General features: G+C 67.6%; 15 protein-coding genes and 1 pseudogene. 4 read left to right on the forward strand and 12 right to left on the reverse strand.

Annotated elements, in window-relative coordinates; all coding sequences use genetic code 11:
* Positions 1 to 207: 207 nt before the first annotated feature.
* The 8 genes from MMF94_RS18910 to MMF94_RS18945 all read right to left on the reverse strand — a co-directional run bounded on the left by MMF94_RS18910 (position 208) and on the right by MMF94_RS18945 (position 9,520).
* Positions 208 to 1,782, reverse strand: coding sequence for a GMC family oxidoreductase (locus MMF94_RS18910; protein WP_241038295.1), 1,575 nt, complete (start codon positions 1,780 to 1,782; stop codon positions 208 to 210).
* A gap of 460 nt (positions 1,783 to 2,242) precedes the next feature.
* On the reverse strand, positions 2,243 to 3,010 hold the full coding sequence (locus tag MMF94_RS18915; RefSeq protein WP_241038296.1) for a DUF899 family protein: 768 nt from the start codon (positions 3,008 to 3,010) through the stop codon (positions 2,243 to 2,245).
* Between the two features lie 116 nt (positions 3,011 to 3,126).
* On the reverse strand, positions 3,127 to 3,663 hold the full coding sequence (locus MMF94_RS18920) for a winged helix-turn-helix transcriptional regulator (RefSeq protein WP_241038297.1): 537 nt from the start codon (positions 3,661 to 3,663) through the stop codon (positions 3,127 to 3,129).
* Between the two features lie 135 nt (positions 3,664 to 3,798).
* Complete coding sequence (locus tag MMF94_RS18925; RefSeq protein ID WP_241038299.1) at positions 3,799 to 5,205, reverse strand: amidase; 1,407 nt, start codon at positions 5,203 to 5,205, stop codon at positions 3,799 to 3,801.
* Positions 5,206 to 5,282: 77 nt separating this feature from the next.
* A complete protein-coding gene (locus tag MMF94_RS18930) occupies positions 5,283 to 5,867 on the reverse strand; it encodes a TetR/AcrR family transcriptional regulator (RefSeq protein ID WP_241038300.1) in 585 nt (194 codons plus the stop codon).
* Positions 5,868 to 6,138: 271 nt separating this feature from the next.
* Positions 6,139 to 7,041 carry an aldo/keto reductase gene (locus MMF94_RS18935; RefSeq protein ID WP_241038302.1) on the reverse strand — a complete coding sequence of 301 codons (903 nt, stop codon included), beginning with the start codon at positions 7,039 to 7,041 and terminating at the stop codon, positions 6,139 to 6,141.
* Positions 7,042 to 7,554: 513 nt separating this feature from the next.
* A complete protein-coding gene (gene wrbA / locus MMF94_RS18940) occupies positions 7,555 to 8,205 on the reverse strand; it encodes an NAD(P)H:quinone oxidoreductase (protein WP_241038304.1) in 651 nt (216 codons plus the stop codon).
* A 40-nt stretch (positions 8,206 to 8,245) separates the two neighbouring features.
* On the reverse strand, positions 8,246 to 9,520 hold the full coding sequence (locus MMF94_RS18945; RefSeq protein ID WP_241038306.1) for an MFS transporter: 1,275 nt from the start codon (positions 9,518 to 9,520) through the stop codon (positions 8,246 to 8,248).
* A 79-nt stretch (positions 9,521 to 9,599) separates the two neighbouring features.
* Here MMF94_RS18945 and MMF94_RS18950 point away from each other — a divergent pair, with 79 nt between their 5' ends.
* Entirely contained in the window at positions 9,600 to 10,487 is an 888-nt protein-coding gene (locus MMF94_RS18950) for a LysR family transcriptional regulator (protein ID WP_241038308.1), read from the forward strand.
* Positions 10,488 to 10,648: 161 nt separating this feature from the next.
* Here MMF94_RS18950 and MMF94_RS18955 read toward each other — a convergent pair.
* Positions 10,649 to 10,771: pseudogene (locus tag MMF94_RS18955) on the reverse strand (LysR family transcriptional regulator); the annotation flags it as partial.
* A 681-nt stretch (positions 10,772 to 11,452) separates the two neighbouring features.
* Positions 11,453 to 11,962 carry a hypothetical protein gene (locus MMF94_RS44010; protein ID WP_425563995.1) on the reverse strand — a complete coding sequence of 170 codons (510 nt, stop codon included), beginning with the start codon at positions 11,960 to 11,962 and terminating at the stop codon, positions 11,453 to 11,455.
* A gap of 292 nt (positions 11,963 to 12,254) precedes the next feature.
* On the opposite strand from MMF94_RS44010, the gene MMF94_RS18965 reads away from it, so the two are divergent.
* Both MMF94_RS18965 and MMF94_RS18970 read left to right on the forward strand, forming a co-directional pair.
* Positions 12,255 to 13,439, forward strand: a complete 1,185-nt coding sequence (locus MMF94_RS18965) for a serine hydrolase domain-containing protein (RefSeq protein WP_241038310.1) — start codon at positions 12,255 to 12,257, stop codon at positions 13,437 to 13,439.
* Between the two features lie 74 nt (positions 13,440 to 13,513).
* Complete coding sequence (locus MMF94_RS18970; RefSeq protein ID WP_241038312.1) at positions 13,514 to 14,632, forward strand: class I SAM-dependent methyltransferase; 1,119 nt, start codon at positions 13,514 to 13,516, stop codon at positions 14,630 to 14,632.
* Positions 14,633 to 14,657: 25 nt separating this feature from the next.
* Here the strand turns inward: MMF94_RS18970 and MMF94_RS18975 are convergent, their stop codons facing one another.
* Positions 14,658 to 16,256: an APC family permease gene (locus MMF94_RS18975; protein ID WP_241038314.1), complete on the reverse strand. Its 1,599-nt coding sequence runs from the start codon at positions 16,254 to 16,256 to the stop codon at positions 14,658 to 14,660.
* Positions 16,257 to 16,451: 195 nt separating this feature from the next.
* Positions 16,452 to 17,399 carry a helix-turn-helix domain-containing protein gene (locus MMF94_RS18980; RefSeq protein ID WP_241038316.1) on the reverse strand — a complete coding sequence of 316 codons (948 nt, stop codon included), beginning with the start codon at positions 17,397 to 17,399 and terminating at the stop codon, positions 16,452 to 16,454.
* 637 nt (positions 17,400 to 18,036) lie between these two features.
* Here MMF94_RS18980 and MMF94_RS18985 point away from each other — a divergent pair.
* Positions 18,037 to 18,567 (forward strand): pyridoxamine 5'-phosphate oxidase family protein, encoded by a 531-nt coding sequence (locus MMF94_RS18985; protein WP_241038318.1) that lies wholly within the window; start codon positions 18,037 to 18,039, stop codon positions 18,565 to 18,567.
* Positions 18,568 to 18,815: the final 248 nt, after the last annotated feature.

Below are 18,815 nucleotides of genomic sequence, written 5' to 3' on the forward strand. Positions count from 1 at the left end.
CAGTGCGCGGGAGCGTTCGTCCTCCCGGTGCACCATCGCCCGGGCGCGGTGACCGTGCTGGAGCAGCAGTTTGATCGCGCCGCCTCCGGTCTTGCCGGTGGCGCCGGTGACCAGGAACAGCTCGTCATCGTCAGTCATCTGAATACCTTTCGTCGGGCTACCAGTTGCTGTCGAAGGCAGAACAGTGGGCGTCGCTCCTGGACCCCATCAGCTGCGGATGAGATCGGCGGCCTTTTCGGCGATCATGATCGTGCCCGCGTTGGTGTTTCCCCGGACGATTTGTGGCATCACGGAGGCATCCACGACGCGTAGTCCGCCCATCCCGCGCACCCGCAGGTGGGGGTCCACGACGGCGTCGTCGCCTGTGCCCATCGCGCAGGTGCCGACCGGGTGGTACATGGTCTGCGTCCAGCGGCGGGCGTAGGCGGCCATGGCGCCCCCGTCGAGGTCGGTCGGGATCGGAAGCAGCGGTTCGACCAGGTACTGCGCCACGGGGTCGGTCTCCGTCATGGCGATCGTGTTCTGCAGTCCGTGGACGAGATCGTCGAGGTCGCGCCGGTCGTCGTACAAGGCGAGGTCGATCTCCGGATGGCTCAGAGGGTCGGCCGATCGCAGTTTCAGGGTGCCGCGGCTGCGGGGCGCGAGCAGCGAGACGGTGGTCGTCATGCAGGGCCGACCGGGCGGAGCGAGGGTGTCCGCGAACGGCATGGCCCCGGCGTGCACCTGCATGTCGGGCACGGTCAGGTTGCCGCGGGTGGAGAAAAAGGCGCACATCTCGGCGGGGCTGGTGCCCAGGGGGCCGCGCCCGCACTGGGCCCAGAGTGTCTGTGCTGCCGGGGTGGCGGCGAGATCGGCGAGGTCAGGTCCGGTGATCACCTGGATCAACGGCACGGTGGGGTGGTCGTGCAGGTTGGACCCGACCCCGGGCAGGTCCACAACGACGTCGATGCCGAAATCGCGGAGGTGGTCGGCGGGACCGATACCCGAGAGCAACAGCAGCTGCGGGGAGTTGATGCTGCCGCCGCACAGCAGGACCTCCGCTTCGGCACGGACGGCGACCTCGCGGTCACCATCGCGATGCACGACACCGACGGCCCGGCCGTTCTCGACGACCACCCTGGTCACCTGCGCGCCGGTGCGGACCTCGAGGTTGGGCCTTTCCAAGGCCGGCCGCAGGTAGGCATCCGCCGCGGACCAGCGTTGCCCGTCGTGGCAGGTCAGTTGGAACGGGCCGGTCCCCATCTGGGATTCGCCGTTGAAGTCGTCAGTGCGGCGCAGCCCCCACTCGGCCGCGGATTCCACCCAGGCCAGGCAGACCTCGTGATCGAACACCTTGTCCTCGACCCGCAACGGCCCGTCGGTGCCGTGCAGCGGCCCGGCCAGGCGGTTGTTGCCCTCCGCGCGGACGAAGTAGGGCAGCACATCGTCGAAACCCCAACCGGCCGCGCCGTGATGGTCACGCCAGCCGTCGTAGTCGGCGTGGTTGCCTCGGATGTAGGCCATGGCGTTGAGCGAGGAGGACCCGCCGAGCATCCGGCCGCGCGGCATGTGGATCGAGGTGCCGGTGTGGGTCTGCCTGACGGTGCTGTAGCCCCAGTCACACTCGGTGCCCAGCAGCGTCGCGAAGGCCGCGGGGATCCGCACCGCCGGTGCGGTGTCCTCGCCCCCGGCCTCGAGAAGCAGCACCCGCCGGCCCGGGTCCTCACTCAACCGCCCCGCCAGCACGCAACCAGCGCTGCCGGCGCCCACGATCACATAGTCGAACACGTCCATATAGGACAAGGCTCCTCGAGGAATAGAAGAAGAATGGATCGAGAAAACCACGCCAGACCCTGGGCGTGCACGCCACGAAACGCATCGTCATCCGGCCCGCGAACGAAAACGTTCGGCCGACCCTCGTAATCGAGCCCCGGCCTGTCCGCCCAGCACCGTGGCGGTCGTGACCCGAAGAGCTGCACGACCTGGTTGAGACTCATGACGATGCCGATCGACTCGACGACGACCCGCTCTGGATGGTGGTGGCGGGCAGCTCACCGCAACCACCGCCTGGCTCACGTCTTCGGACAGCAGACGCCGGCAGACCGCGAAGGCCTTGACGACCATGTCGTGGAGCGGTCCCGGCCGGGTGTCGTACATCCCTCCCCAGCCCCGTGACACCGGAAGTCCCCGGTGACTCGGGTCGGCTGCGCTCGGGCGGCGCCGTCGTGGCCCGCCCGAGCCGGGCGGGAATTCTGGGCTCCGCTCAGTACTGCAGAGAGGGGTAGGCGGCGGCCTCTCCGCGTCCCTCCGGTGTCAGGTCGAGAGCGCCCCAGATCGGCCAGATCGGGTCCATGGCCGTGGAGTCCCCGCGCGCGAAGACCTGCTCGCTCGCCCACCGATGGTGGATTCCGTCCTCGTCGCGGGAGAACACATTGAGGATCGGCAGTTGAACACCGTCCGCTGTTTCGGCGTGGTAGTCGCGGTTGAAGGTGTTGTTCTTCGACGACAGGAGCCGCAGGTCCCGCCACTGGCGCTCCCGCGCGTAGGCGCCGAGCCGAGCGGCGTCCGTCTTCGCGATCACGACGAGGTTGATTCGCTCGGCGAGGTGGAAGGCGGCGCCTTCGAGCCCGTCGACGACCGAGGTGCACGACGGACACGGCTGCTCGACGAGCGGCAGCAGAGCCGTCTGCCCCTCCAGAGCACCCGCTCGTGGGTCCTCCGACCAACGCGGGAACATCATGTTGTAGATGACAAGCGTGTCCTTGCTCGGCGCGAACAGTTCGGAGAACCGCACCTCGCTTCCGTCGGCGGCAGACTCGAAGACGTAGTCCTGAGCGAGGAGGCCGCCCGACGGAAGAGCCCGCCGCTGAGCCGCTACCTGCTCGTTGATCTGCCGGAGCTTTTCCTCCGCTTCCAGCAGTTGCTTGCGTGATTGCCGGTATTCGGTCGACTCGCCAGGGAACTGAATGTTCGGATCGCGCAACACTGCCGACCATTTGCTCATATCGCGTGGACCGCCCTTGAGGGCCATCGGCTCATCCTTTCCTCGTGCTCAGTTTCTCCCTGTTGTCATCATCGAGACCGTCGAACAAAGTGCTCCGACTCCCGAGCGGAACGGCGAGCCGGCGCAGAGTGTGATTTGCCGAGCTAACCGAATGACCGACGGCCGTCGTCGTCTCTCCTCGACGGCGAACCTGAACCATCTTCGATGGGAGAGCCGGAACCTTCCGGGGAAGTCGCCGCATCGTCGCGGAGCACGACCTCGGCGTCCTCCACCACCTCGCCGCAGCCGGTGCATATCACCACCGGCACGAAGTCGTGGTCGCGGTGACGCAGCTGCCGAGTCGGCGACGAAACCGCCCACTGGTTGCCCCACGAAATCAAGCCCTGGATGACGGGCATCAGATCCCGCCCCGCTGCGGTGAGGAAGTAGCCATCACGGCCACCTCCCTCCTCCAACGGGTGTCGCTCCAAGATCCCGGCGGCCACCAGCTCGCGCAGCCGGGTGGCGAGCCGATCGGTCGGAGCGCCAGTGTTGCGAGCGATCTCGGTGAATCGATGGTTGCCGAGAACGACTTCTCGCACGGCCAACATCGCCCAGCGCTCACCCACGAGCTGCAACGCCGCCGCCATCGCACACGGCCGACCAGGCAGCGACGCGGGATCGATCCGAGTCGTACTCACACCACGAACGTACGGCCGGACGCTTTGAAAACCAAAGTGTTATGCCCGGCGTCACACACCGGTCCCAGCAACGACCGCTACGTCGGGCGGACTGACCGGATCGTCCGGTCCTCCACCACCGTTCGCTCCCGGCCGTCAGAGGGCGGGGTGCTGGTCGCGGACCGGGCTCAACGACTCCAGCAGCGAGGCGATGTGCAGGATCGTCGACTCCGCGTGCCAGGTGGCCGCCAGCTGCACACCGATCGGCATGCCGTCGCTGCTCGTGCCGAACCGCATGGACAGGGCCGGGAGGCCTGTCAGGTTGAACGGGACGGTCGTCGAGCTCACGTGGAAAGGACTAACCGTCCGGCCGTCGACGGTGAAGTCCCCGAGCTGGTGCTCGTGCGCGGGGATCGTCGTCACCGGGAGCAGCAGCAGGTCGTACCGCTGGAAGTACTCCGCGAAAGCGTCCCGGAGCCGCTCGACGGCCTGCTCGGCCAGGACGAAGTCCTCCACCGACGTGTCGGGCGTGCCGGCCAAGAACTTGGAGTAGCTGAACATCTGGTCCTCATGGCCCTCGGTGACCTTGCGGAAGGCCGGCTTCACCTCCATGACGTTCAGCTTGGTCCAGAGTTCGAGCGGGTTGTCCCGCTCGAGGGCCGGAATGTTGACGGCGTCGACCCGGGCCCCTGCTCCCTCCAGGGCGTCGGCTGCCGCCTGCACAGTTGCCGCGACCTCGGGGTCGGTCGGACCGAGTCCCGAGTCGACCAGCCAACCCACACGGACCGGCCGGTCCGGCGAGGTGCCCAGGCCGGCGTCGAACTCGGGCGGGACGACGGCGAAGCCGTCGGCGCCGTCGGGGCCGGACAGCAGTGAGTACGCGAGTGCGAGGTCGCGGATGCTGCGGGCCATCGGACCGACGTGCCAGTTACGACGAGGTTCCCGCGGCCAGAGTCCCGTCATCGGGACGCGCCCGTGCGTCGCCTTGAAGGCCGCCACACCGGTGTCGGCCGCCGGACCGCGCACGGAGATGGACAGGTCGCTTGCGAGTCCGAGCGGCGACATCCCGGCCGCGATCGCGGCGGACTCGCCACCGCTCGACCCGCCGGCCGAGCGGTTGAGGTCCCAGGGGTTGTTCGTCCTGCCCGTCAGGAGGTTGTCGGACTCGATCCAGTACGAGAACTCCGGGAGATTGGTCTTTGCCAGGAGGATCCCACCGGCGTGCTTCATACGCGCCACGCTGGTGGCGTCCGTGTCCGGGACTCGCCCCGCGAACATGGGCGAGCCGCGCTGGGTGAGCACCCCAGCGGTGTCGAACGAGTCCTTGGCCGTGAAGGGCACGCCGTGGAGCGGCCCTACCTCCGCACCCGCGGCGAGCTTCTCGTCCGCCGCCCGCGCGGCGTCCAGCGCGCCGTCGGCGAGCGTGACGATGGCGTTGAGCTCCGGATCGGTGGCCTCGATGCGGTCGAGGTGTGCCTGCACCACCTCGACAGAGGAAACCCTCCTGGTGCGGATCAGCTCGGCGAGTTCGGTCGCGTCGGAGTGGATGAGGTCGGTGGTCATGATGATTCCCTTCTTAGACCGGTCTACTAGAAGAAGGCACAGCCTGGGCCCGGTGTGCCGCAGGCGGCGGTGGCTCGTCAGACGTGGAGAACCCGGCGCGTGACCGCCATGGCGCGGTCGAGCTGGCCGGGGCTGGAATGGATCTTCGCGATCATGCTCGCCCCGAGCCACAGGTCGTAGAGGGCCTCGGCCGTCGCGCGGGGGCTGTCGTCGACGGACACGGACCCATCCGCGATGCCGTCGACGATCATCCGCTCCAGCCGGTCGACGATCGCCGCGGTGCCGGCCTTCGTCGTGACGCGCATCGCCTCCGACAGGTCGGCGATCTCCGCACCCAGCTTGACGACCAGGCACCCGCCCTGGCAGTCGTCCTTGACCTGCGTGTCGTAGAAGTACTGCCAGTACCGCATCAGGTGCTCCGCCGAGCTCTTCTCCGTGTGGGCGACGATGCCGTCCATGGCCGCGAAGTAGTCGTCGAAGTAGCTCTTCATCAGCGCCTCACCGAAGGCGTCCTTGGAATCGAAGTAGTGGTAGAACGACCCCTTCGGCACGCCGGCCTCGGCGAGCACCTCGTTGATGCCGACCGCGGCGTAGCCCTTGGCAAGGACGATCCGCCGCGCGGTGTCCAGAAGGCTCTGACGGGTTTCCCTCTTGGCTGGCATGGCGTCACAGTGACTCCGGATTAGACCGGTCGTCTAGAAGATGTGACGAGCGCCATCACGCCTAGGACCTGGTCGGGCTGTGTCAAGTCGTCTCGGGTCTCGCATCGTGCGTGGCTCAGCGACCACCCACGGTCGACGGCATCGATCCCGAGCCGGGCGCGGCTGCCCGACGACGACGATCGTCGGGTCGGACTGGGAAATCTCAACCCGTTCTTCACCTGGCAACCCGGGTGTGCGGGATCGACGCCGAGTACCACCACGAGTACGACCGCTACGGTGCCTCGATCGTCGACCCGAAGGTCGCAGCAACGCTCCGCCAGCCCTCCAGGGTGATCGCGTCCGGATCGGGGCCTCCGCGCACGCCCGTGTCGAGGGCGTCGATGGCGGCAAGCTCGTCGTCGGTGAGGGCGAAGTCGAAGACGTCGAAGTTCTCGGCGATGCGGTGGGGCTTCGTCGACTTGGGGATCGCGGAACGCCCCTCCTGCAGGTGCCAGCGCAGCATCACTTGGGCGGGCGTCTTGCCGTGCGCCTTCGCGATCTCGCCGATGGTCGGGTCGTCGAGCGTGCCGCCGTGCTGGCCGTCGCGGTAGAACGTGATGCCGCCGATCGGCGACCAGGCCTGCGTCAGGATGCCGTGCTCGGCGTCGGCGGCCCGGACGTCGGGTTCTGAGAAGTACGGGTGGACCTCGATCTGGTTGACCGCGGGGACGACGCCGGTGTTCTTCAGCAGCGCGTCGAGGTGGCCGGGCATGAAGTTGGAGACGCCGATGGCCCGCACGCGGCCGTCATCGAGCAGCTTCTCCAGGGCGCGGTAGGCGTCGATGGTCAGATCGAAACGGCTGGGCAGGGGCTGGTGGAGGATGAGCAGATCGATCTGGTCGACCCCGAGCTTGCCGGCGCTCGTGTCGAAGGCCTTCAGGGTGGCGTCGTAGCCGTAGTCGCTGATCCAGATCTTCGTCTCGACGAAGACGTCCGACCGGGCGAGACCGGAGCGGCGGATGGCCTCGCCGACCTCATGCTCGTTGCCGTACGCGGCTGCCGTGTCGATGTGTCGGTAGCCCGTGCCGAGAGCGACCTCGACGGCGTCGATGGTCTCCTGAGGAGGTGTCTGGAAGACGCCGAAGCCGATAGCGGGCATCTCGACGCCGTTGTTCAGGGTCAGATTCGATGTCATGGCGTCACCTAGGCGCGATCTCGACGCATTCGGGTTCAGTGGCGAGTGAATAGGACTCGGACATCGTGGTCTCCTGTTCGTGTGGGTTGAACTGCGATGCGGCGATGACGACTCAGCGCTCCGTCGACCTACCCGGGCGAGATGAGGCCCTCGTAGAACAGTCGGTACCAAAACCGGACTACCCGTTCCAGGTTATGGCATCCGGCGGGCGGCCCGCAGGAGGGGCGGCAAGTGGCGCGCGCCACATCGCCCATTCGTCCTCCACGTGACGTGCGATGCATCCCGATGGCCGCGCTGTCGCCAAGCTCACCTGCGCAAACCAGGAAAGCGGCGCCCGGGCCTCCCGGTAGCGGCGAGCAACCGGACATGCCCTCCGAAGGGCTGGCCGTGCCCCGATCGATCGCCCGCCCCGCTCGCCGTCCGCGCCGGGTTCGCTCTGGGATTGGACCGCCTAGGACCAATCAGACGGCCAGACGTGCCTCGTCAACTCCGGTCCCGGGTCGCGGTGCCCGATCAGGAAGATGAAGCGCTCGCCCACGCTGTCGTGGCTGGTGTTGTGAACGACTGCAGGCGGGCGGTGAGCTGGGCCAGACGTCTGCCTTGGTAGCGGGCCGCGTGCAGGGTTGCCGGCGGGGGTAGGAGGCCGTCGGGTCCGCTCGGGTGGCTTGTTCCGTAGGGGTTGCCGCCCGCGCCGTGCACGGCGTCGTCGGTGTATCCGGGCGGCACGAGGATCGCGCCCATGTGGTAGGCGGAGTTGTAGAGGGCCAGCAGGGTGGACTCCTGGCCGCCGTGTCGAGATTGGCCGCTGACGAAGCCGGTGAAGGTCTTGTCGGCTAGTTGGCCCGCCGCCCACAGGCTGCCGCAGGTGTCGAGAAACTGCTTGAGCTGAGAGGCGATGTTGCCGAACCGGACCGGGGTGCCGAAGGCCAAGCCGTGCGCCCAGAGCAGGTCGTCGTGGCTGACCTCGGGGACGTAGGCCGAAACCTTCTGACGGTGGGTGGTCCAGGCGGGGTTGGCGGCGATCGTGGACGCCGGGGCCGATTCGGCGACTCGCCGCAGCCTGACCTGTGCGCCTTCGGATTGCGCGCCGTCGGCCAGTGCCTCGGCGAGCGCGTGTACGTTTCCTGTAGCCGAGTAATAGACGACGGTGATGTTGACGCTCATCCCGGGTTCTTCCTTCTACTGTGTGCGCGGACTTCGGGGGTCAGTTGGGCGAGCCGGCCGATGCCGGGGAGCCGAGTGATCGGGAAGTCATGGTCCGTTCCAGTACCCATAGGACGAGAGTTCCGGAGGCGAGCGAGCCGCCCAGGACGCTCACTGCCGTCCAGCCGCCACACACCCACACCATTCCGGCCAGCGCCGATCCGGCGGCGCCGCCGGCGAAGAAGGCCGTCAGCAACGCGGCGTTGAGCCGGTTGCGGATCTCCGGGCGCAGCGCATAAATGACGTTCTGGTTGCTGTTGAGCACTGCCTGGTGCGCCACGTTGAGGACGATCACCCCGCCGACGAGCCACGCCAGCGAACTCTCGGCCGCGCCGATCAACAACCAGGACGCCGCCAGCGCGGCGGTGCCGATCCCGGTGACCCACTGCACGTAGCCGCTGTCGGCCAGCCGGCCGGCCACCGTCGTGGTCACCGTGCCCACCGCGCCCACCAACCCGAACAGCCCGATGACCGCCTCTGACCAGCCGTAATGTGGGCCGGCGAGCAGGAAGGTCGCCGCCGTCCACAACACGTTGAACGATGCGAGCGAGAGGGCGGCGATACCGGCCCGCCACCGCAACGCCGGCTCATGGCGGAACAGAGCAATCGTTGAGCGCAGCAGCGCCGGATACGACAGCCCGCTCGGGGTGTGCAGGCGCGGAAGGAATCGCCACAACAGCACCGTCATCCCGGCGACGAGGATCGCGCTCACCCAGTAGACCGTCCGCCAGCCGCCGAGTTCGGCGAGCGCGCCCGACACCGCACGGGACAGCAACGCACCCAGCAGCAGTCCGCTCATCACCGTGCCGATCACCCGGCCGCGCCGGCCCGGAGGCGCGAGCGTGGCGGCGTAGGGCACCACGACCTGAGCCGCCACCGAGGTGAACGCTGTGAGCGCGGTCCCGGCGAGCAGCAGCGTCCCGTTCGGCGCGGTCGCCGAGACCAGCAGGAACACCGCTGTCGCCGCGTACAGCAATACCGCGAGCCGCCGGCGTTCGACCAGGTCACCGAGCGGGACGAGCAGCAGCAGCCCCAACCCGTAACCGACCTGCGCAGCTGTGATGATCATTCCGGCAGCAGTGGCGCTGAGCTGGAGCTCCCGGCCGAGCAGGTCCAGCAGTGGCTGGGCGAAGTAATTGTTGGCGACCGAGAGCCCGGTCGCCGCGGCCATGAGCAGCAGCAGCCCGCGGCTCAGCGACGCGCCGCCGTCCGGCGCCTCGGTGGCCTCGCGGTGTGTCGTGCGGCGCGGCGTACCGCACCCGGCTGCGTTCGTCATGCCCCTAGCCTCGGGCGTTGACGATCAATGAGTCCAACACATCGTTGTCATGTCAGCGATCGTGATTCACGATGGATGGGTGGAGCTGCAGCAAATGCGCTACGTGGTCGCGGTGGCCGAGACGGCGAACTTCACCCGTGCCGCCGAGCGCTGCCGGGTCGTCCAGTCCGCGCTCAGCCACCAGATCGCCCGGCTGGAACGAGAGCTGGGTGCCCGGCTCTTCGATCGCACGAGCCGCAGGGTCCGGCTGACACCGGCCGGCGAGGCGTTCCTGCCTGCCGCCCGGCAGGCACTCGACGCCGCCGAACGGGCGAGCGCCGAGGTCGCGGCGGTCTCCGGTGAGCTTCGCGGCCGGCTTGCCATCGGCACCATCCCCACCGTTACTGCGGTCGACCTGGCGAGTGCGCTGAAGAGCTTTCAGGTCCGCCATCCGCACGTACGGATCACGCTGCGCGCGGGCTCGAGCGACGAGCTGGCCGAACGGGTACGGCAGGGCGACCTGGACATCGCGTTCCTCGGGCTGCCGCCGAGCGTCGAACCGAGAGGCGTCCGTGGCCGCGCTCTGGCACGCGGTGAGCTGGTCGCGATCGTCGCTCCCGGCCACCCGCTGGCCGACATGGCCGACGTGGACCTGCACCGGCTGTCGAAGGAGGTGTTCGTCGACTATCCCGCCGGCACGGCGGCGCGTGCCCAGTCGGACGAGGCGTTCGCCGCCGCCGGCGTCACGCGAGAGGTCGCCTTCGAGGTGACGAACGCGGATCTCGTGGCGCGGCTGGTCCGGCTTGGCCTGGGTATCGGCATGATGCCCGCCGCCTTCGTCACCGAACTCCCCAACGTGCACGTCGTCGAGCTCCGTGATCCACCGACCCGAGTGGAGCACGTGATCTGGAGTCGCCTGCGCCCATCACCAGCCGCCGCTGCATTCCTGCATGCCCTGGACATCCCGGAAGACCAGACATCCGAGTGACGGAGCCGCACGATCACGGTAAGCGGATGTCGCTGCCGGGCCGGGACGGTCGCCACCGTCGCGATGGCGTCAATCGCGACGCTCGGAGCGAGGAACGCGAGTCCGGCGTCGGTGACGGTGATCCGGCGCCTGCTGTGCGTGAGCAGCGATACACCCAGCTCCCGCGCCAGGCGCGCGATCTGCCGGCTCGGTGCGGGCTGCACCACGTGCAGGCGCGCGGCGGCGCGGCGGAAGTGCAGCTCCTTCGCCACGGCGACGAAATGCCGGAAATATCGGAACTCCACGTCCGCGACTGATCGCCGAGTCCTATCGCTGATTACCGAACGTCTATTGGACAGCGTTCACCGCAGGCAGCAGCGTTGAACAGGTCCGGAGATCGGCACTCGACCGAGGGGCGGGTGCCGCGCCGCCCGGACACAGGAGCCGTAGTGCTGTCAGTGGGGGACGGACAGGGCAGCACTACGGCCTCCTGAAAATCGTCCGCGGCTACTGACGCTAGGCCACCTGTGCGCCGAATCGGCAGCGCGATCCGAGGCCTCTGCTTGATTCAACAGAATCATCAAAGAATGACCTGGTAGCGGAGTTCGTGGAACGTGTGATCGCCGACGGCGCCGCTGCCGTCGCAGGGCTCTACACGGCACTCGGCGACCGGCCCGGCCTGCGCTCGGCCGCGGGGCAAGCTGTCGGACGCAAGGTGGGCGTCGGTGGCGCGCACCAGGTCGGCTCTCGCCCTGCGCGCCGGCCGGACGGTGCGGCTCACGCCGTCCGTGAGCCGATCCCGACGAAAAGTGAGGCGCCGGCCCGTAGCCGTCTCTCCGCATCGGGTGAATCGTGCATACATGGAGAATACGCACGTCAATCTCCCCTCGATGCCGAGAGAGCGGCTGGACGGTCCACCTGCGCGGTCAGCGGGACTCGCGGTTCTCGCCCGGATCACCTGGTCGTACGCGGCGGTGTCGATCGCGCTACTTCTCGCCGGCTTCGTGCTCGACGACGCCAAGTTTCTCGCGGGCGGAGTTGTGGTTCTCTTGGTTTTTCCACCATTTCTCTTGGTCGTGGTTGCGGCCCTTCCCTGGGGGCGTTGAGTTGGCGGAAGCGGGCGTTTCACCCGACCAGCTCGCCTGGATTGAGGATTCCCTGCGGATCCAGGGCTGCCGTGGCGGCTCGCTGCATTGCGGCGACCTGTGGTCCGAGCTCCCGGCGCATTCCGGGCAGCTTTGACAGCCCCACGCCGTGTTCACCGGTTGTGGTGCCACCGAGCGCGAGCGCGGCGTCGATGATGTGCTCGAACGCCGCTTGCGCTCGCTGTCGCGCTCCTTGTCACCGGATGGCGTAAGGATCACGCGCGCGTTGCTGCCCTCGGTCTGCTCCTTTCCGGGAAGAAACGTCCCCTCCGCGGACGAGAAAACGCCCGTCCCGAAAAGGTTTGGTGCGGTCGACTGGGTGACCCGGTCGGGATCGCCGAAGGCGCTCATTCCGGCTGCAAGCCGCCGTGGCGGTTTCATGGTCGGGCGATCGGGAGGCGGGCGTGCTCCACCGGAAATGTCCGATCCGCGTACGGCTTGCATCCGGGTCGTGAAGATGAGGGATGCCGGGAAACGGGGGGATGAGCGGCGACGTGAATGGTGGTGGAGAGCAGGCGGATCTCACCTTGGCGCTGTTCCTGCCCGTCTGAATGGCGAATTCTCGAGGGACACGTGACCGTTGCGTCGAGCTGCAACAGAATGAGAGTGGGAAGAACCATATCTGCACGGGAAGGATCTCCGGGTGAGCCCCACTTCTGACGCCTCGAACATCGACATCGAGGCCATCGACGCCCTTCTCCGCAAGGCGGTCGACGCCGGGACGGTGCCCAGTCTGGTCGCGATCGCGGCCGACCGGCGTGGCGTGATCTACGAGGGGGCGGCCGGCTCCCGGGTTCCAGGTGCTCGAGAGCCGGTGTCGGCCGACACCGTCTACCGGATGCAGTCGATGACGAAGATCGTGACGACGGTCGCCGCGTTGCAGCTGGTGGAGCAGGGAGCGCTCGATCTGGACGCACCCGTCGAGACCTATCGGCCCGAGTTCGCCGAGGTCCAGGTATTGGACGGCTTCGACGGCGACACCCCTCGGCTGCGCCCGCCGGCGAGCCGGGTCACGGTGCGGCACCTGGTCACGCACACGAGCGGGTTGGTCTACTCCTTCTTCAACGCCGACATCGATCGCTGGGAGAAGGCGACCGGCACTCCGAGCGTCGTCTCCGGCAAGGAGATCATCTTCACCGCGCCGTTGGCGACCGACCCCGGCACGAGGTTCGAGTACGGGATCAGTACCGACTGGCTCGGGCGGGTCATCGAGGCGGTGTCCGGGGTGACGCTCGACGTGGCGTTCGAGCGGGGTCTTACCGGCCCTCTCGGGATGCACGACACCAGGTTCGCCCCGACGGATGAGCAGCGATTGGGCCTCTCGGCGCTCCATGCCAAGGCGGACAGCGGCGAGTGGGTGGAGGTCGACGACCCGTTCTCCACGTCCCCGGAGTTCTGGGGTGGGGGGCACGGGCTGTACTCGACACCACGTGACTTCCTGAGGTTCCAGCGGATGTTGCTGGACGACGGCACGTTCGAGGGCACCCCGGTCCTGAAGCCCGCCACTGTGGAGGCAGCGTTCTCCAACCAGATCGGTGATCTCGAGATCCCGCCGTCGATCCTCACCGCGGATCCCCGGTTGAGCCTCGACTTCATCCTCGGCCCCGGCTTCAAGTGGGGCTACGGGCTGATGCTGAACACCACCGACTTTCCCGGGATGCGCCGGGCCGGCAGCGGCGCGTGGGCCGGGCTGATGAACACCTACTACTGGATCGACCGAACCGCCGGCATCACCGCCGCGATCTACAGCCAGTTCCTGCCGTTCGCCGACCCGGAGATGCTGGCGATCAACGTCGAGTTCGAGAAGGCGCTCTACGCCGGCCTCTGATCCGTCGGACGCAACGACGCATGCGGCCGCCGCTCATGAGGTCTCAGGCATTGGCTTGTTCACCAGGAGATGGAATGTCCAGCACTGAACGCACGACGCACAGCAACACTGAAAGGACGCAGATCGACGAAATCGCTGCACAGCTGCTGCAGGAGCGCATCATCGCCGATGCGGGCGGGGCGATGGCCATTCCCCTGGTACTGCTGGGCGACCGGCTCGGTCTGTTCGACGCGCTCGCCGGCAGCGAGCCGGCCACAGCCTCGGAACTCGCCGAGCGCACCGGCCTGGCCGAGCGCTACGTGCGGGAGTGGCTCCTGGTCATGGCCGCGTCCGAGTACATCACCTACCAGGACGATGCGGAACGGACGTCCGCGACCACCGCGAGGTACTACCTGACGCCCGAGCAGGCGGCCTTCTTCACCGACACCGATAGCGCCTATTACATGATCGGTGCTTTCCAGACCTTCTCGTCCGCGCCGCGGACGTTCGACCGCCTCGTCGAAGCGTTCCGCACGGGCGAGGGGATCGGCTGGCACGAGCACGACGACGACACCTACATCGGCAATGAGCGGTTCTTCCGGCCGGCGTACAAGGCCCACCTGGTCAGCTCGTGGATCCCGGCGTTGAACGGCCTGCAGGAGCGGCTGGTCGCCGGGGTGCGCGCCGCGGACGTCGGGTGCGGCCTCGGAGCCTCCACGATCATCATGGCGCAGACCTATCCCGCCACCGAGTGGATCGGAATCGACTCCCACCCCCGCTCGATCGAACTGGCCCGCTCACGCGCGGCCGACGCGGGAGTCTCGGACCTCATCGACTTCCAGGAGGCCGGCGCCACCGAGCTGAGCGGGCCCTACGACTTCGTCACCTTCTTGGACTGCCTCCACGACATGCCGGATCCACTCGGTGCGCTGCGTGCCGCCCGAGCCGCTCTGACCCGAGACGGCCACGTGATGCTGGTCGAGCCCAAGAGTTCGGATGTCATCACCGACGGGTTCCATCCGCTCGGGCGGATGATGGTCGCCGCATCGGTGTTCGTCTGCCTGCCCAGCGGCCTGTCCGCCGCGCCGGCCACCGGCCTGGGCAACCAGGCCGGCCCGACCCGAACTCTGCTGCTCGCGCACGAAGCCGGATTCGGCACCGCGCAGATCGCCCTCTCGACGCCGTTCAATCTCGTCTACGAACTGCGGCCCTGACCCACCGGCCACCGCCGCACCAGGTTCAGCCCGCCGCCTCGGCCGGCTGGTCGGGGCGGTGCAGGACCCTGGGGTGGGCCCGCAGGTAGGCCGTTCCGCTTGCGACACCCCAGAAGTAGATGCCCAGTGACACCACCGCGACGATCACCGAGTCCCACGGCGCCGGGATCAGGCCTGACCCATCAAAGCTGCCCAGCGCGGACATCAGGTACAGGAAGGCCAGGTGAGCGATCAACCACACGCCGCCGGACAGCTCGCCGACACCCTGGTTCTGCCGCACCCAGGTCACCGCGAACCACACCAGCCCGACCGCGACGATCGGGATGGTCTTGGTCAGGTCCGGCCAGCCGACCCAGTAGATCACCAGCGCACTGATGACGAAGGCCAACGGCGCGATCACCGCCATGCCGGGAAGCTGGTTCGCCGGCCCGGTCACACCGGTCCTCCGGAATGCGAGCAGGCTGATCGAGCCGACGGAGAAGGTGAAGGCCACGAGCGTGCTGGTCACCGACACGATCTGGTGCCAGCTCGGCAGCGGCAACAGGAACAGGATGCCGACCACGAAGTTCGTGATCAGTCCTCGGGTCGGCACGCCCCATCGATCGTTCACGCTGCGCAGCCACCCGGGGAAGAACCGGTTCTTGGCCAGCCCGTAGGCGTTTCTTGCGTTCGACGCGGTCCAGGCGATGGCCGCTCCGGACGGCGAGATCATCGAGTCGGCGATGAGGGTCCAGTACAGCCAGCTCAGCCCGAGCAGCATCGCCAGCTGCGCGAACGGCGAGTCGAAGTTCACCCCGTGCCACCCGCCGGCGAGCATGCCGCTGGGCACCGCGCCGAGAAACGCCACCTGGAGTCCGAGGTAGAGCACGATGGTGACCAGAAGCGTCGTGACCAGCGCTTTTGGAATGTGCTTGCGTGGATGGCGAACCTCGCCGGAGAGCTCGACGATGTTGCGGAACCCGGTGTAGGCGAACAGCATGCCGGCGGAGGCGATGGTGCCCAGCGCCGCCCCGTAGCCGTAGGGGGCGAACCCACCGTGCTGGCTGATGTTGCTGCCGTCGAATCCGGAGACGATCAACAGCACCACGGTCGCCGTGGGGATCAGCACCTTGATCGCGGTGACCACGTTGTTGGTTTTTGCGAAAAGCTGCACGCCGAAGTAGTTGATGCCGACGAAGACGGCCATCAGCACGATGGCCAGCAGAATTCCCAGACCGGTGAGCTGTTCGCCCTGGTAGATGCCGGGCAGATAGGAACTGGCGTATTGCAGCGCTCCGGCCGCCTCGGTGGGCGGGTTGCCCAGATAGCACACCCACATGCTCCAGCCGACGATGCCGGCGGCGAACCGGCCATTGGAGTACAACGGGTAGCGAACCAGCCCACCGGACTCCGGGTGGGAGATGGCCAGCTCGGCGAACACCAACGCCACTGTCAACATCAACACCCCGCCGATCACCCATGCGATCAACGAGGCCGGCCCGGCGGACTGTGCTGCGTACATCGCCGAGAACAACCACCCGGAACCGATCACACTGCCTAGCCCGGTGGCCACCAACGACCAGAAGCCGAGCGTTCTACGGAACTTGGCGTCCTCGTTCAGCGTGGGTTCCAAGGCCAGCGTCATGGTCTCAGCTTGGGTGCAGCGGACCGATCGTGCAGATGGGACCGCCGCGAATCACATGTTGGTCCGACAAATGACCGCTAAGAGCAGTTGGTCCAGTGCTGTTCATATGCTCCATCAAGTCCGGCTGAGCACACAACATCCGTGATCATGAACAGGTAGCCCGGAGGACTGCCCAACGTGGAGGCGTTTCGTGTGTCAGGTTTGCGGGAGCGGATCGGAGTGGAGGTGCTCTCGCCGCCAGCCGGCCGGCGTCGTCCCGTACTGCCGCCGGAACGCGCGTTCGAACGTACTGCGGTCGTGGATCCCGACCGCAGCCGCGATGCTCGACGTCCCGAGCCGGGCGTATCTCGGGTCGGACAGCATGGCCTGTGCCGCGAGCAGCCGCTGCTCGCGAAGGTACGCGCCGGGCGTGGTCCCGATCCGTTCGAACAGGCTGTACATCCGGCGAACTGACACGTGGTGGCGCCGCGCCAGTTCCTCGACCCGCAGGTATGGATCGGCCAGGTGTTCGCGGACGTGGGTCCGCATCATCTCGAGCAAGACCTCCGTAGGACCGTCCCCGTCGGGCACGGCGGGTGTGACGTCTCGTAGCACCATCGCCAGCAGCTCGATCGCGGCTCGCCCGGCGTGCTGCCGCTGCCCCGCGGTGAGTTCGTCGGCCACTTCGAACAGCCGGCCGAGGTAGCCGGACAGCACCTGCATGGCCGGCGCCGCGGGATCCATGCTGCGCGCACATGCGTCGGTGATCTCGGTGGCTCGGAGGGGGAGCAACTCGCGGGAGAAACACAGGCTCATGCGCTGAATCTCGGTCGACGAGGTCCGCTCGTAGCCGCTACGCGCCTCGGTGAGCACTCCGGCACCGGCCGCCAGTTCGACGAATCGGTCGTGCTGGCGGACGCCGCCCCGGCCGTCCATGTATATGCAGAAGACCATCAGGTCGTCGGCCGACGCTTCCGCTGCCATCCGGTTGGTTCGGATCGTGGACATATGACCCGAATGCGACCGAGAGAGTGTCAGGGTCTTGCCCAGCCCCTGAATCGCCACCTGCCCGCGGAAGTCGGAACCCGCCTTGACGATCACCGGAAGGAAGAACTCACGGGCGAGGTGCTCCAACTCCTCACCGGAGTATTCGAAAATCTGCACGGCCCGAGGCTAGCTCCGGCCATCCAAGTAGGGGCACTCGCTGGTTGCTCTGGGTACTTGCTGGGTGACACGGAGGAGACTCCAACCGCTATGGACCACTCCCTTGACCGTGCTGCAGGAAATGCGTGATGGCGAGCAGGAATCGCTACACACGTTGAGGGCCCCGGACTGGTCGACTGTCTGCGCAGCCGACGAGGGTTCAGGCCGACGCGGACCCGGTAGGGGGCCGATCACCGAGGGCGTGTCGCCGCTTGATCCCCGGCCTGAGGGGGGTGGGGCCGGGCCGCGAGCGCGGTCCGGCCTCGCTCGACACGCGGTGACAGCCGGTGCAGCACGATCAGACTGCCGCCATCTCATCTGATCACCAGCAGCGAGATCGACGAGTTGATCGCTCTGCTGTACCCGATGACCCACGCGATCATCCGTGCCGGCGACATCCCCCTCGACTCCCGATGGGGCTCAACCTGCGTGACGTGAGGCAATCGTGAACGAGCACAACGGTGGCGCCGCCGGTCAGCCGCCAGCCTCACGTTTGAGGGAAGGGCCCGGCACCTAATCCTTGATCGCCTACGACGGACGTACAAACGCCAGCGATATGTGTACAGGAGGTGTCAGGGTTCGGTGTCATCGTAGTGGCGTGCACGAAACCGAACCGGAGACCCGGGAGCTGCAGACCCTCATCGACGCCTCGCTCGGCCGGTCGACCGCGCACCTGCAGTCGATCATCACCGGTGAGCGCAGCCTGACCGCCGAGCAGCTGACGCGGGTGCTCACCGGGATGTGTGTCCTCGTGGTGTCCACGGTCACTGCGAAGGGCGAGCCGCGCGTCAGCGCCGTCGACGGGCACTTCCTGCACGGTCGTTGGGTGTTCGGAACGGCACGCGGCGCTGCGAAGGCGCGACACCTGAGCGCGCGGCCCGCGGCGAGCGTCGCGCACGTGCGCGGCGAAGAGCTGGGGGTGTTCGTCCACGGCACGGTCGAGGAACTCGTCTCGGCGGACGGGTCCACCCACCCCGACTGGCCGCCGATCCACGAGTACCTGCGCGGCTTCTACGGCGACTTCTACGGCGACACCGACTGGAACGATGTCGTCTACTACAGGCTGCGGCCGATCTGGATGACGGTCTACGCGACCGAGCCGGACCGGCTGCTCGCGCAGGCCTCGTAGCGCCCGCGGCCAGGCGGGGCGCACCCGGGGATAAGTCACAGGACTACCGCCTGCTCGTCGTGCGCAGAGCCCGGATGCACATGGCGTGCAGCAGCGCGAGCTGCCCGATGGCGGACAACGGGGAAGAGGAGGCCGCCGATGGCCGCGCCCAACTTGCCTGCTGCGGCGGCGAACCCGTGGCCCGCGGTGCGAATCTCGGAAGGGAAAACTTCGGCGGGCAGCGCGAAGGTGGTGGCGTTGGAGCCAGC

This window comes from Pseudonocardia alaniniphila (genome assembly GCF_022524485.1).
GTDB classification, from domain to species: Bacteria; Actinomycetota; Actinomycetes; order Mycobacteriales; family Pseudonocardiaceae; genus Pseudonocardia; species Pseudonocardia alaniniphila.

Bases quoted from the DNA above. Each gene is read 5' to 3' on its own strand.
- MMF94_RS18915 (WP_241038296.1), bottom strand. From the start codon at position 3,010: ATGGCCCTCAAGGGCGGTCCACGCGATATGAGCAAATGGTCGGCAGTG.
- MMF94_RS18925 (WP_241038299.1), bottom strand. From the start codon at position 5,205: ATGACCACCGACCTCATCCACTCCGACGCGACCGAACTCGCCGAGCTG.
- MMF94_RS18930 (WP_241038300.1), bottom strand. From the start codon at position 5,867: ATGCCAGCCAAGAGGGAAACCCGTCAGAGCCTTCTGGACACCGCGCGG.
- MMF94_RS18935 (WP_241038302.1), bottom strand. From the start codon at position 7,041: ATGACATCGAATCTGACCCTGAACAACGGCGTCGAGATGCCCGCTATC.
- wrbA (WP_241038304.1), bottom strand. From the start codon at position 8,205: ATGAGCGTCAACATCACCGTCGTCTATTACTCGGCTACAGGAAACGTA.
- MMF94_RS18945 (WP_241038306.1), bottom strand. From the start codon at position 9,520: ATGACGAACGCAGCCGGGTGCGGTACGCCGCGCCGCACGACACACCGC.
- MMF94_RS44010 (WP_425563995.1), bottom strand. From the start codon at position 11,962: ATGAGCGCCTTCGGCGATCCCGACCGGGTCACCCAGTCGACCGCACCA.
- MMF94_RS18970 (WP_241038312.1), top strand. From the start codon at position 13,514: ATGTCCAGCACTGAACGCACGACGCACAGCAACACTGAAAGGACGCAG.
- MMF94_RS18975 (WP_241038314.1), bottom strand. From the start codon at position 16,256: ATGACGCTGGCCTTGGAACCCACGCTGAACGAGGACGCCAAGTTCCGT.